At 64.9% G+C, this 13,303-nt stretch carries 14 protein-coding genes; 8 read left to right on the top strand and 6 right to left on the bottom strand.

Going from position 1 to position 13,303, the window contains the following annotated elements:
- Positions 1 to 40: 40 nt before the first annotated feature.
- Positions 41 to 631 carry a RidA family protein gene (locus J7I85_RS05500; protein ID WP_214847699.1) on the top strand — a complete coding sequence of 197 codons (591 nt, stop codon included), beginning with the start codon at positions 41 to 43 and terminating at the stop codon, positions 629 to 631.
- Here J7I85_RS05500 and ehuA read toward each other — a convergent pair.
- Genes ehuA through ehuB form a run of 4 tightly spaced genes read right to left on the bottom strand, consistent with a single transcriptional unit; the run spans position 573 to position 3,645 of the window.
- Positions 573 to 1,388, bottom strand: a complete 816-nt coding sequence (gene ehuA, locus J7I85_RS05495; protein WP_251023970.1) for an ectoine/hydroxyectoine ABC transporter ATP-binding protein EhuA — start codon at positions 1,386 to 1,388, stop codon at positions 573 to 575. The two genes, J7I85_RS05500 and ehuA, sit on opposite strands and share 59 nt — an antisense overlap.
- On the bottom strand, positions 1,372 to 2,028 hold the full coding sequence (gene ehuD / locus J7I85_RS05490) for an ectoine/hydroxyectoine ABC transporter permease subunit EhuD (RefSeq protein WP_214847697.1): 657 nt from the start codon (positions 2,026 to 2,028) through the stop codon (positions 1,372 to 1,374). The genes ehuA and ehuD overlap by 17 nt, the downstream gene beginning before the upstream one ends.
- Positions 2,025 to 2,723 (bottom strand): ectoine/hydroxyectoine ABC transporter permease subunit EhuC, encoded by a 699-nt coding sequence (gene ehuC, locus J7I85_RS05485; RefSeq protein WP_214847695.1) that lies wholly within the window; start codon positions 2,721 to 2,723, stop codon positions 2,025 to 2,027. The genes ehuD and ehuC overlap by 4 nt, the downstream gene beginning before the upstream one ends.
- A gap of 28 nt (positions 2,724 to 2,751) precedes the next feature.
- Positions 2,752 to 3,645, bottom strand: coding sequence for an ectoine/hydroxyectoine ABC transporter substrate-binding protein EhuB (gene ehuB / locus J7I85_RS05480; protein ID WP_214847693.1), 894 nt, complete (start codon positions 3,643 to 3,645; stop codon positions 2,752 to 2,754).
- 334 nt (positions 3,646 to 3,979) lie between these two features.
- On the opposite strand from ehuB, the gene J7I85_RS05475 reads away from it, so the two are divergent.
- From J7I85_RS05475 to J7I85_RS05455, 5 genes are all read left to right on the top strand, one after another.
- On the top strand, positions 3,980 to 4,246 hold the full coding sequence (locus J7I85_RS05475; protein ID WP_214847691.1) for a hypothetical protein: 267 nt from the start codon (positions 3,980 to 3,982) through the stop codon (positions 4,244 to 4,246).
- 152 nt (positions 4,247 to 4,398) lie between these two features.
- The gene (locus J7I85_RS05470; protein WP_214847689.1) at positions 4,399 to 5,475 is read left to right on the top strand and encodes a glycerophosphodiester phosphodiesterase family protein; all 1,077 of its coding nucleotides are present in this window, start codon (positions 4,399 to 4,401) and stop codon (positions 5,473 to 5,475) included.
- 226 nt (positions 5,476 to 5,701) lie between these two features.
- Positions 5,702 to 6,385 carry a haloacid dehalogenase type II gene (locus J7I85_RS05465; RefSeq protein WP_308159399.1) on the top strand — a complete coding sequence of 228 codons (684 nt, stop codon included), beginning with the start codon at positions 5,702 to 5,704 and terminating at the stop codon, positions 6,383 to 6,385.
- A gap of 466 nt (positions 6,386 to 6,851) precedes the next feature.
- On the top strand, positions 6,852 to 7,760 hold the full coding sequence (locus tag J7I85_RS05460) for an alpha/beta hydrolase (RefSeq protein ID WP_214847686.1): 909 nt from the start codon (positions 6,852 to 6,854) through the stop codon (positions 7,758 to 7,760).
- 98 nt (positions 7,761 to 7,858) lie between these two features.
- The gene (locus J7I85_RS05455) at positions 7,859 to 8,731 is read left to right on the top strand and encodes a helix-turn-helix transcriptional regulator (RefSeq protein ID WP_214847684.1); all 873 of its coding nucleotides are present in this window, start codon (positions 7,859 to 7,861) and stop codon (positions 8,729 to 8,731) included.
- 175 nt (positions 8,732 to 8,906) lie between these two features.
- Here J7I85_RS05455 and J7I85_RS05450 read toward each other — a convergent pair whose 3' ends face one another.
- On the bottom strand, positions 8,907 to 9,989 hold the full coding sequence (locus tag J7I85_RS05450) for a TM2 domain-containing protein (protein ID WP_214847682.1): 1,083 nt from the start codon (positions 9,987 to 9,989) through the stop codon (positions 8,907 to 8,909).
- Positions 9,990 to 10,398: 409 nt separating this feature from the next.
- On the bottom strand, positions 10,399 to 10,815 hold the full coding sequence (locus tag J7I85_RS05445) for an ester cyclase (protein ID WP_214847680.1): 417 nt from the start codon (positions 10,813 to 10,815) through the stop codon (positions 10,399 to 10,401).
- A 183-nt stretch (positions 10,816 to 10,998) separates the two neighbouring features.
- Here J7I85_RS05445 and J7I85_RS24900 point away from each other — a divergent pair, with 183 nt between their 5' ends.
- On the top strand, positions 10,999 to 11,304 hold the full coding sequence (locus J7I85_RS24900; protein ID WP_251023969.1) for a DUF1508 domain-containing protein: 306 nt from the start codon (positions 10,999 to 11,001) through the stop codon (positions 11,302 to 11,304).
- A 228-nt stretch (positions 11,305 to 11,532) separates the two neighbouring features.
- Complete coding sequence (locus J7I85_RS05435) at positions 11,533 to 13,278, top strand: RecQ family ATP-dependent DNA helicase (RefSeq protein ID WP_214847803.1); 1,746 nt, start codon at positions 11,533 to 11,535, stop codon at positions 13,276 to 13,278.
- The last annotated feature ends 25 nt before the right edge of the window (positions 13,279 to 13,303 follow it).

The raw sequence follows: 13,303 nt of genomic DNA, 5'->3' as shown, positions 1-13,303 counted from the left end.
CACTTTCTCATATTTGTTCGATTGTCTACAATGACTCGTTATGAATGAAAATAAAACTTCGGTCCGCACGCTTCCCCCCACCCCCCAGCCCGCCGGGAACTACGTACCCGTCCGGGAAGCACACGGCGTCCTCTACACAGCCGGGCACACGTCTGCCGTGCAGGGAATGCTGGAACACCGCGGCCGCGTGGGCCAGGACCTGACAGTGGAGGAAGGACGGTCGGCCGCGGCCACGGCCGTGCTGAACTGCCTGGCGTCCTTGGCTGCGCATGCCGGCGGCTTGGACCGCATCGAGGAGATTGTCTCGATGACCGGCTATGTCTGCGCCGGCAGCGACTTCACGGACCATCCGCGGGTGATGGACGGCGCGTCCGAAGTGCTGGTTTCATACTTTGGTGACCGGGGGCGGCCGGTGCGTGCCGCCGTCGGGGTTTCCAGCCTGCCCGACGGCGCACCGGTTGAAATATCCCTACTGGCCACCATCCGCAGCGCACAAAAATCAAGCGCTGGCCCGGGCAGCATCGGCGTCACCGAGCAGCCCGGGCCAGCGCCCGCGAAGTGTCAGGACCCTATCAGTGCTGCAGCACAGCCCGGAGGAAGGTCCGGGTCCGCTCCTGCTGCGGGTCCTTGAAGATCTGAGCAGGCGGTCCGCTCTCCACGGCGGCACCGTTATCGAACATCACCACGCGGTCTGAAATCTCCTCGGCGAACCGCATTTCGTGCGTCACCATCAGCATGGTCATGTCGGTGGTGTGGGCCAGGTTCCGGATCACGTTCAGCACCTCACCGATCAGTTCGGGGTCCAGGGCCGAGGTGGGCTCGTCGAACAACAGCACCTTCGGCCGCATGGCCAGTGCCCTGGCAATGGCCACGCGCTGCTGCTGGCCGCCGGACATCTGGGGCGGGGTGTGGTTCATGTGCTTCCCAAGCCCTACGAGATTGAGCAGGTCTGCGGCCCGCTCCCGCGCTTCGGCCTTCTTCATTCCCAGAACGTGGATCGGTGCCTCGATGATGTTCTCCATCGCGGTCATGTGCGGGAAGAGATTGAACTGCTGGAAAACCATGCCGATCTTCCTCCGCGTCTCGCGCAGCTGCCGGGTTTCGCGGACCTTCTGCCCTGGCGTGACATTCCACAGCACATCGCCGTCGACCTTTACCAGCCCTTCACTGGGGGTCTCAAGCGTCATGAGAATGCGCAAAATGGTGGTCTTGCCAGATCCGGAAGGGCCAATAATAGAGACTTTCTCACCAGGAGCAACCTCGAAGTTCAGCGACTTGAGGACGTGGTTTGATCCCCAGTTCTTGCTGACATTCTCGAAGCGGATAATCGGCTCCGGAGCCAGGGCAGTGCCCACGCTCAAGGGTTGGGGTTCAGTGCTGGGGCGCATAGCGCCTCTCCAATCTGTTTACGAGCCGGGAAGCCGGGTAGCTGACTGCCAGGAACAGCAGGGCGGCCATGGTGAGCGGTTCCAGGTAGCGGAAGTTTGAGCTGCCGATGGCCTGTGCCGTAGCCATGAGCTCCACGACGGTGATGGCGGACAGGACGGCCGAGTCCTTGAGCATCTGAATGAGATAATTGCCGAGCATGGGCACCACGGTGCGGATCGCCTGCGGAAGGATTATCCGTCCCCAAGTACGCGCACCGGGGAGGCTGAGCGCCGTTGCCGCCTCCCATTGGCCCTTGGGAACACCCTGGATTCCGCTGCGGTAGACCTCAGCCATGTATGCGCTGTAGTTGATGCCGATGACCACCACGCCGGTGGTCAAAGCGTCGAAGCTGACGCCGTAGGCCGGCAGTACGAAAAAGGCGCAATAGGCCTGAACCAGCAGCGGCGTCCCGCGCACAAAAACCACAAGGAAGGAAACCACCGGCGAGAGGACCGGAATGGCAAGCCTTCGAAGGACGGCGAAGACCAACCCAAGGACGGCGGCGAGCACCGTGCCCAGCAGGGTGATTTGAACGGTGACGCCAAGTCCTTCCAGGAGCAGGGGAAAGACTGAAATAGCGAAGTTGTTATCCCAGATCATGCTGCACCTACTTTCATGAGACGGCTTTCCTTACGCTGGGCGGCCAGGGCCTTCCGGTCCAGTGCGAAGCGCCGTTCCAACCATCCCGTCAGGAGTGTCAGCAGGTAGGACAGTACGAAGTACACCACCAAAATGGTGAGGAATATCGCCGTCGTCTGCCCTGTGGTGCTGCGGATCATCTGGGCGCTGAAGGTCAGATCTGCCACGGTGACCAGCGAAACCAGGGAGGTGTTCTTGAGCAGGTCAACCATGACATTGCCAAAAGGAGGCAGCATGGCGGGAATTGACTGCGGGATGATGATCCTGCGTAGCCTGAGCGCCGGCTCCATCCCGAGGGCGATGCACGCCTCGGTCTGGCCCTTGGCTCGGCTCGCAATGGCGCCCCGCACCACTTCGGCAGCATACGCGCCCTCATTTAGCCCAAGAGCAAGGACCGCGGCAGTCACCGGATGAAGCTGGATCCCGAAGAACGGCAATGCAAAGAAGAGCCAGAACATCTGCACCAACAGGGATGTACCCCGGAACACCTCGATGAAGATGCCGGCGGGCCAGCTCAGGAACCGGTGCCGGGACAGGCGTGCCAGCCCTGCCGCGAAGGCGACCACCACGCAAAGGGCACCGCTGAGCACCGTGACCAGGATGGTGGTCAGGAGGCCCTGCCACAGCAGCGGTGCATAGTCGATCACAGCGGACATACGCTACTCCTCTTCAGCGCGAGGAGCATCAGCCGGCGGTCTGGCATAGCTCCTGGGCCGTGACGCCCTCCACGACCGTCGCGTCAAATCCCCATTTGGTCAGGATCGCTGCAAACTCAGGCGTCTTCTTGAAGGCGGCGAGTTCCTTGTTGTAAGCCTCATGGAAGGCGGCGTCGGACTTGCGGAAGGCAGCCCCCGAGCCCGTCCGCGGCGCGTCGTCCACCGGTTTGGTGACGTCGAAGCTCGCGTCGTCCTTGGCCAGGGCCGTCAGAGACAGCGTGGGAAGCATGAAGGCATCGGCGCGGCTTGCTTTGAGCGCTTCGAGCCCGCTGCGCCCATCATTGATTTTGACCTGCTGGGAGGCAGGGACGTTGGCCGTCTTAAGGACACCTTCCTCAAAGCCGCCCGGCAGGACAGCTACTTTAAGCGATTTATCGGCCAAGATGTCGGCCACGGTCAAGATCCCTTTCGGGTTGCCCTTCGGCGTAGCGAAGGACTCGGTGGACACGATGACGGGCTCCGAGTAGAGAACCTGTCCGCACCGGGACTCCTTCATGAAGAGGCCGGCCGCAATGACGTCCCAGCGGTTGGCATTTAGGCCGGGAATCATGGATTCGTAGGGCGTAATGACCCCTTGGACATCATTGATGCCGAGGCGTTTGCACACGGCGCGCAGCACGTCCGGCTCGCAGCCGGTGACCTTTCCATCCGTGCTGACCTGGGTGTACGGCGGCTCATTCGCGATGCCCACCCGGAGGAATCCCTGGGACTTCGCCGTCTCCAACAGGTTGCTCGAAGCGCCTGTCGCCGGGCCGCCCACGGGCACACTGGAGCAGCCCGTGGCCCAGCCCGCAACAGTGGCACCGAATGCCGCCACCCCCGCGCCCCGCAGAAGGTTCCGCCGTGAAATGTTGACTGTCATATGAACTCCATCCGCCCGGGACCAGCCGGGCACCTAAGCAGGAACTGATCATCCTGTGATGTGGGTTACATAAATCTAGAAGACCGGTGTAGCATTGTCAACAATCCTAATGTAAGAATGGTGTTGCGATGGCGTTTAAAAGGTGATTCGCCCCGCTCATTAGTCATCGGTTAGATGCACAAGCCTCGAGGACAGGCAGGCCACGCGGCGCACCCCTCCGTCTCCGAAGCCCACGACCTGCCCCCCTGCAATCGACCGGCACAACCTGTCGCGGCCTAAGCCACCACGGCATTCACCTCATCCGCCAAACAGAAAGCCTCCCAAGGAACGAATCATGAAGAAGCGCATCCAGTTACAGCACACAGGGTCGAGCGGCAAGGGCCGGACACCCAGGCCGCGGACCGGCGATCACTGCCCGGCGAACGGCTGGTGGGCACCCCTCGATGACGAGGCAACCCCGCACTTCATCACCGAGGGGAGCATCATGCCCCCAGCGAACGGAACCCCCATGAGCTGGAAGCTGGTGATAGGCCAGCCGCGGCAGGTGCAAAGACCGAGCCACGACTTCCCGCCGAGAGGCTTTGCCCTGGACAGCATCTGACAAGGACGGCTGTTCGGGCTTCCCGGGCATCAGTCAGCCAAGTTGTTAACCTGCCCGCCAACTCCCCGCAGGCCGCGCGCCATCTGGCCTCCCTAGGTTGAACGGGTCGGCGGCTCAGCGCCGGCCACCGTCATCCGGGAGGAACCAAAACCATGCGCAAATTCCTGACCGCAGCGGCCGCCGTCGCGCTTTTCACCGCAGCCATCGGCTCGACGGCGGGACCCGCCGTCGCCGCCCCGGCAGCGGACGCCGGGTTGCCGTCGTCGAACGCTGCCGGCACTGCCGGCTCTGCCATCACGACGAACGAGCGCAGCGGCTCCTTCGACCTGCAGTCGCACCGCGGCGGCCGCGGCGAGTGGACCGAGGAATCGCTGGCCGCGTTCGCGAACTCGCTGAAGCTGGGCGTGAGCACACTCGAATTGGACACGCACCTGACCGAGGACGGGAAGGTCATCGTCTGGCACGACGACACGATGCAGGCCAACAAGTGCGCGGACACCGCGCCTGCCACGCCGAACGACCCCGAGTTCCCGTACGCGGGCGACCGGGTGGCGGAGCTGTCGCTGGCCCAGATCAAGACCCTCAACTGCGGCTACACCCAGCTGGCCGGCTACCTGGAGCAGCAGGTGATCGAAGGCAACCGCATCGCCGAGCTCAGGGATGTGTTCCAGCTGGTCCGCGACTACGGCGCCAAGAAGGCCCGCTTCAACGTGGAGACCAAGGTGGAGGACGGCCAGGCCGGCGGCGAGGACTCGGTGGCGCTCACAAAGGCCGTGGTCACCGAGATCTACATGGCGGGCATGTCCGGCCTCACCACGGTGCAGTCGTTCGACTGGTCCACGCTGAACTACACCAGGAAGATCGCCCCGCAGCTGCCCGTCGTGGCTCTCTCCAGCGGTGACGCCTGGCTGCAGGTGGGCAAGCCCGGCGCCGCACCCGAGCTGGGCGGCATCGACATCGACGACTACGACGGCTCCCTGGCCAAGGCCGCCAAGGCCCTGGGCTACGACGTCATCTCCCCCACGTTCCGTTCCGTCACCCCGCAGATGATCGCCGAGGCCCACGCCTTCGGCCTGCCCGTCATCCCCTGGACCGTGAACACCACCGCCGAAATGGCCCGCCTGATGGACCTCGGCGTGGACGGCATCATCACCGACTACCCCACCCGCCTGCGCACCCTCATGGACCAGCGCGGACTGAAGCTGCCGAAGGCGTACGGAAGCCGCTGATCGGGCCTGTCCAGAAACCGCTGATCGAGTCTGCCGGGAAGCCGCTCATCGAGCCTGTCGAGATCAAGGGTTTCGACAGGCTCAACCGCCAGAAGCACGACGCCGGGCCGTCCCTTTCGGGGCGGCCCGCTGTTCACTTTCCAAACCAAAGTCCATGGGCCACTAGCACCGAAACTTCCGGAGCGAAAGACTGGGCATGACCAGCCGCCGCAGAAGGAGCCGCTCCGTGCCGACCCAACCCTCCGTCGTCGTCTTCGACGTCAACGAAACCCTGTCCGACATGTCTCCGCTGGCCGATAAATTCGCCGAAACCGGCGCACCGGGGTCGCTCGCCAAGCTGTGGTTCGCCGCCCTACTCCGTGACGGCTTCGCGCTCACAGCGGCCGGCGACAATAGGGCGTTCGCCGAAATCGGGGCCGAAGCGCTGCGCGGGTTGCTCGTCGGCTTGGACCTGAACATGGGGACGGATGCCGCCGTCGACCACATCATGCAAGGCATGGCCGGCCTGGGACTCCATCCGGACGTGCCGGAAGGCGTGTCCGCGCTGAAGGCTGCCGGGTACCGGCTGGTGACGCTGACCAACGGTTCCACCAGCGTCGCGGAAAAGCTCTTCACCACCGCCGGAATCGGGGACAGCTTCGACCGTCTGCTGTCCGTCGAGGACGCCCCCGCGTGGAAGCCCGACCGCGCGGCTTACGACTATGCCGCGGCAGCCTGCGGCTTCGATCCGGAGCGACTGCTCCTGGTTGCCGTCCACCCATGGGACATCCACGGCGCCGCGCGGGCCGGGCTCGGGACTGCCTGGATCAACCGCTCGGGCGCGCCCTACCCGGCGTACTTCACTGAACCGGACTACACGGTGGCGTCGCTGCGGGACCTGGCTGGCGCGCTGGCCAACACCGCGGGTTGAACGCACCGCCGCGGGCGATTCTCCTTCATCCAGGTCGGCACGAGTTACTGGCTGCACCTGGCAACGGCCATGTTAGTCCTCGCCCTTGGATTCGGCCGCGGCCACCTTGCCCGCCAAAACACCGGCTCGGCCGGACGCGGAGCCTGCCACGGCTAAGGTAAGCCAACCAGGCGACTACCCGCAGAGACGAAAGATCCAAACATGGCTGCCTCACGATCCGGGCGGGCCCGTTACCAGTTGCATGAGTTGGCCTGCCGGTTCGTGGAACGGCCGTTCGGTCGGCCGGCCAGGGTTGTCTTGCCTAGGAAAATTCTTTCCCATTGTGGGCCCGTAAGTGTCGAGGCAGTCTGGATATGTGGCCACGAGCCGCACCCGCAGAGACAGAGGCGCCGGCCTGGCGACTTGTAGGTTTCACCGGCAATGCTCTGGGTATCGCGGGGAAACACCACCAATGAAGGAACATACGTTGAAGCACACCATCAATTTCCACCGTGACGGCTCGACCCTCGCGGGAGACCTCTTTACCCCCGAGAACTTCGACGAGAACGGCCACTATCAGGCCGTGATCGTTCAGGGTTCGTTTAGCTCGGTCAAGGAGATGATGGCGGGGACCTACGCACAGAAATTCGCTGAGCAGGGCTTTGTGGCCCTCACGTTCGACTACGCGCACTATGGCCAGAGCACGGGCGAACCGCGGCAGCTCGAATCACCCGCCGAGAAACTGGATGACCTTCAGGCCGCCGTCACGTACCTCACCGGGCTGCCCTACGTGGATGCTGTGGGCATGGTTGGTGTCTGCACTTCGGCCAGCAACGCGGTCTACCTCGCGGCCAAGGACGAGCGGGTTAAGGGCCTGGCGACCATCGCCGGCTTCCTCGTCAACGAGGCAGTCTTCACTGCCACCTACGGTGAAGAGGGCATGGCCACCCGCAAGGAGCAGGCAGCTGCGGCGAGGAAGAACTACGCGGAGACAGGCGAACAGACCCTCATCACTGTCTACAGCGAGACCGACCCGGAAGCGGCAAACTACATCCCATTCGAGGGCGTCTTCGACTACTACGACAACCCGGCCCGCGGCGCCGTTCCCGAGTACACGAACCAGCTCGACGTCGCCTCATGGGAAAACTGGCTCTCCTTCGACGCGCTGAGCGAGGCCTCAAAGGTCACCACCCCGACGATCGTTGTCCACTCCGACGAGTCCGCGTTGCCCGAGAACGCCAAGGCACTCCACGAGGCCGTGCAGGGTGAGAAGGAACTCGTATGGTCCGACGGGAACCACTACGACTACTACGACACCCCGGCACAGATGGATAATGCCGTCGCGAACGTGGCCCGCTTCTTCCGCACGCATCTTGTGCAGGAAGTGGCTGCCTGACACCTTTGGTGTCGGCCTGATCCGCAACCAGGTGTTGCGCCCAGGACGCTTACACGTCCCGGGCGCAACACCCTCCACCCGCAGCGAGAGACGTGAGCGTGAAAAACCCGCACCTGGAAGAGCTGGGGCAGTTCCTGAAAGCTCGCCGCAGCGAACTGAACCCTGCCGACATCGGGCTCGACCCCGGCGATCCTGGTACCCGACGCGTGTCCGGCCTGCGGCGCGAAGAAGTCGCGGCCCAGACCGCGATCAGCCACGACTACTACACCCGTATCGAACAGGGCCGTCTCGCGCCCTCAGAGCCTGTTCTCGAAGCCATTGCCGATACGCTGCGCCTCACCCCAGATCAGCGGGCCTACGTTCAAGGCCTGGCGCAGCAAGCCGATCGTGCGGCGCCGGTCCAACGCCGCACCAACCCGGTCCGGCCCCAGGTCCAGCGGCTCCTGGATCAGCTGACGGACAGTCCAGCGTTCGTCGTCGGCAAATACTTCGACATCCTCGCCTGGAACCCGCTGGCCGCCGCCGTGCTCCTGGACATCGACAAACTGCCGCCGCACGAACGCAACTTCATCCGCATGACCTTCACTGATCCGCGAATGAAGGACTACTACGAGGATTGGGAATCAATGGCCCGCACGAACGTGGCCCTCCTGCGGATGCAGGCCGTTGATAACCCCACCGATCCCAGGCTCGCGGCCATCGTTGGAGAACTTTCACTTTCCAGCCCGCAATTTCGCAGGTGGTGGGCAGCCCGAAATGTCGCTAGGCAGGATTTCGGGACCAAAACGATCCGCCACCCTGAACACGGCGACTTCACCATCGACTGGGACGCATTTCAGCGGGTCGGTTTTCCCGATCAGACACTGATTATCTGGTCTGCGGAACCCGGATCCGCGACCCACGAGAAATTCCGCATCCTCTCCTCCTGGATCAAGAGTCCCACCGCGCCCAACACGCGAGCTATCGGCTAACAGCTAACTGGCGCCGAGGTGTGCCATTTAGCGCTACGACGCCGCCACAGGTTTCGACAGGCTCAACCAGCGGCAGGCGCTTCGAAACAGGCTTAGCCAGCGGATGCAAAAAGGCCCCGCCGGACCAGGCACAAGTGCCAGGTCCCGCGGGGCCTTTTGGTTGCGAGGCGGAACGCTACTTCGCGGCGATGGTCCAGTCGCCGTCGGAGTTGACCTGGACGAAGCCGGGTGTGAGCTTCACGGTGCCGCTGTAGTCGCCGATCTTGTTGACTGCGAGCTCGGGAACCTCGCTGCCGAAGCCCTGCACCACGAAGTTGCCTTCACCCTTGTTGGTGACCGCAGCCTTGTCGCTAAGCGCATCCCAGTAGAGAACCATGTCGCCGTGGCCGCTCGCCTTGTCGGTTGAGGCGGGAACGCTGTCGATGTCCTCGATCTTTAGCGTCCACGCGGAGTCGGCGCTGATGGCGAACTCGGTGGTGGCAGCGGTGCTGGTGTCCACGAGGTGCGATCCTGCGTACGCGCCAACGGCGTTGACCAGGAGCATCTCATGTCCGTTGGTTTCCAGGACCGTGTTGCCGCTGCAGGCCTTGCACGTGAACGTCACCACGGCGGGGACGCCCTTGAGGTCCACCGTCTTGACGTCGTCGCCGGTACCCGTCAGCGTCTGCGCCGCCAGGTGCGGCCGGTCTCCCCCTGCAGCTGCTTCCCCGGTGCTCGCCGGATCCGCCGAGGGGTCCGAGGCGGCGCTCTCCGACGTCACAGGAGCGGCGGTGACGATCGGCGGGGTGGAGGCCTGCCGGACAACGGCAGCGGCAGCAATCCCGCTGAACACGCCAATCACCAGGTTGACCACCAAAAAGACAACAGTGACCACAACGGCCACCTTCTTGTGCTGCGCGTACCCTGCCAGCGGTCGCCCCTGCTTGTCCGTCTGTTTCCCGGCCAGCGTGATGATCAGGTCCACGAGCGCCCACCAGCCCAGGCCACCGAGCGTCAGCAGCTTGGCGATGCCCGTGCCGATCTTGCCGAGGTAGAAGCGGTCCACGCCCAGTACGCCAAGGAGCAGCGAGAACAGCCAGGTGACCAGGAAGGACTTCTGTGGTTCCGCCCCGTACTGCCCCGCGAAAGCCCCGTACTGCCCCGGATACGCCTGCCCCGCGTACTGCCCGTCCAACAACTGCCCGTTCGCATACTGCGGCGCGCCGTAGGTGGTGTAGTCGGAGGGCGGCGGTGGCGGGGTTGGGCCAGGGTGGCTCATTGCGGTCCTTTCAGGGCAGGCGACGGCAGGGGTCGCCGAGGTGGCGGAGTGAGGAAGAGGGGTGGGCAGTGCGGAGGGGAGGTGCGGAAGACTGGGTCGAGCGGTTGATCCACTACAAAACGACCGCTGCGTGAGCGGAATCCTGTGGTGAATGACACGTCGCCGGACAGCGGACACATGGCTTCAGGAAGCCCGTTTGCTTAAGGCTTTATGGCTTGCACATCTGCTGCTGTCCCCCGGTTTGACGCTTTGGCGTCACCGCCCCCTGAAGGGATGATACAGGGCTTTGGGAGGGGGTACGGGGACGCCACGGCGCGTCCCGGAAGACGCGCCGTGAAGACGCACGACGACGGCGCGCGTCGCCGGCCGTCGTCGTACTTCTTGGTTTTTACGGGTCCCTAATTCGGCCCTACTTTGGCACGGCTCCAATCTGCTGCATCAGGCTCATTGTGTCCGTCGATCCCCAGTGTTCTGCCACCTTGCCGTCCTGCACACGGATGATGTCGATGCCCGAGAATTCCACCGAATTGCCGGTGGCCGCCACTCCCGCAAAGTCGCCTTGGTGCGTTCCCGTCAGGGTCACGTGTGCGGCCTCGAGGTCCCCGTCGGCGAGCGCCGGCTCGCTGGTCTTGACCGCGAGGTCCGGAAATGCGGTCCGGACCGCGTTCACGTAGAACCTCACGCCTTCCTTCCCCGGCGGCTGCCCCGGAAAGCCCTCCTCGTGATCGACGACGTCGTCCGCCACCATCTCGTCTATGAGCGCCAGATTTCCGCCGGTCAGCACCTCGTTGTAAAACCGCCTGATCAATCCTTGTCCGCCAGCCATCTCCGTCTCCTTTGAGGTTGTGGCCGTATTTGGCAGCTAGATCTTCCCACTCACCGCTCGGCGCAACAACGGGCAATTGCTTTCCGGATTCCGGCGCTCAACCGGGCGGTCCTTCAGGGCCGGAAAGGTCCAAAATAGGCTTAGGGGACATGCCAAGAGGGTGCACGAACGAAGGGGTTTGTCATGGCCGGCTACTTTGAAATCATCGATGCTCCAGACGGCGGCTTCCGCGTCAGGCTTCTGGACGGGGCGGGCGGTCTGGTGGCCGTCTCAGTGAAGTACCCCACCAAAGAGGCTGCCGTCGCAGGGATTTCCTGGACCAGGGAGATCGCCGGGACCGGCCTCATCCGCGACATGAGCCGCGGCGGCCACGGGGAGCTCATCATCCCCAAGTCCAGGGCAGCCCACGCAACCGTGAGAATCCACTCCCACACGCGATTCCCGGCCGCGGACCGAGGGGCTGGGGTCCGAAGGGTCCGCTCGCTCTGACCAGCTGACCGGCTGACCCCGCGGCGTGGCCGGGTCCGTCGCGTGACGGGTCCGGTCCGCAGATGCCCCTGCGCTATGTGGGACATGACGTCTGGCCTGCCTCGCACTAGGGTAGGTTCCACGGCTGAAGACACCCGGCCTTGGAAACGCCCGTACGGAGCCGCCACCATGACCGAAGCCCTCGCCCCCACAGCCACCAGCCCCGCAGCCGACGCAGATGCCGCGTCCATGGCTGACATCAGCACAGATCCCGACGCCGGCCTCCGCCAGCTCGCCGCCGGCACTTTCGGACTCCCCCACCTTAGGGACGGCCAGCTTGCCGGCATGCGCGCGCTGGTCCAGGGCCGTGACGTCCTCGCCGTCATGCCCACCGGATATGGCAAGTCCGCCATTTACCAGGTGTCCGCCCTGTTCATCCACGGTGGGCACGAAGACGGCGCGGCGCTCGACGGCGACCAGCCCGCCAAGCACCCCGATGCCACCGCGGCCGACAGCGCAAGGCGCGGTCCCGCCGTCGTCGTTTCCCCGTTGATTGCGCTGCAGGAGGACCAACTGGACGGCCTGCTGGAGGACCTGGGCGGGGCGTCCGCGGTGGCCATCAACTCCGGCCGGAAGGATTCGGAGGTGGAGGCCGCATGGGAAGCCGCCGAGCGCGGCGAGGCCGCGTTCCTCTTTCTGGCTCCCGAGCAGCTGGCCAAGACCGAGACCGTGGAGCGACTGGCCGCCATGGACGTCTCGCTGTTCGTGGTGGATGAGGCCCACTGTGTCTCCTCCTGGGGGCACGACTTCCGCCCCGACTACCTGCGCCTCGGCGAGGTCCGCGCGCAGCTGGGCAGTCCGCCCGTCGCCGCCCTCACCGCCACCGCCTCTCCCCCGGTGCGTGATGAGATCCAGCAGCGCCTGCGCATGAAAGACCCGCTGGTGCTGGTCCACGGCTTCGACCGGCCCAACATCCGGCTCGACGTCGTCCGGCACCTCGAGGACCGGGACAAGCGGCGCGCGGTCGTGGCGCAGGTGGCCGAGCTGAAGGGTCCGGGGCTGCTCTACGCCGCCACCCGCAAGGACACCGAGACCTACGCGGCCGAACTCGCCGAGCACGGGCTGCGCGCCGCGGCGTACCACGCCGGCCGGAAGCAGAGCGAGCGGGACGAGGTCCACGAACAGTTCCTCGACGACGAACTCGACGTGGTGGTGGCGACCACCGCGTTCGGCATGGGCATCGACAAGCCCAACGTCCGCTTCGTGATCCACGCCGACATCCCCGAGTCCCTCGACGCCTACTACCAGGAGATCGGCCGCTCGGGCCGCGACGGGCAGCCTGCCTCCGCCGTCCTGCACTACCGGCCCGAGGACCTGGGCCTGCGCAAGTTCTTCGGCACCCACAAGCCGGACGAGGAGTCGCTGCTCGCCGTCCTCACCGCCCTGCAGGCCGCCGACGGCCCGGTCACCCAGAAGTCGCTCGCCGAGCAGACCGGCATCCCCACCCGCCGGCTCACCGGACTGCTCAACGAACTGCAGGAGACCCGCTCCGTGAAGGCCCTCAAGCGGGGCATCCGGCTGGACACTGACGCCAAGCTGCCCAAGGTGGTGGAACACGCCGTCGAACTCGCCGAAGCACGCCAGCGCGTGGACCGCTCGCGCATCGAGATGGCGCGCGGTTACGCGGAAACGGACGCCTGCCGGCGCCAGTTCCTGCTGGGCTACTTCGGCGAGGACCTCCCCGAACCCTGCGGCAACTGCGACAACTGCGCCGACGGTTCTGCGTACGAGGAGGACTACGACGACGGCGCCGCAGCCGCCGCGGGCGGGGAATCATTCCCGCTCCAGGCATCCGTGGTGCACAAGGAGTGGGGCGCGGGCATCATCATGCGGCACGAGGAGGACGTGATCACCGTGCTCTTCGAGCAGGAGGGCTACAAAACGCTCTCCCGCCAGGCCGTGACGGAGGGGAAGCTCCTGACGCTGGCGGAGTGACGCCGTCGCGCTCCGGCCCGTTTTG

The sequence above is a fragment of the Arthrobacter sp. ISL-65 genome (genome assembly GCF_018613795.1).
In the GTDB taxonomy this organism is placed as follows: Bacteria; Actinomycetota; Actinomycetes; order Actinomycetales; family Micrococcaceae; genus Arthrobacter.
The sequence above is the reverse complement of the archived record's forward strand: the minus strand, read 5'-3'. Positions and strand labels throughout refer to the sequence as shown.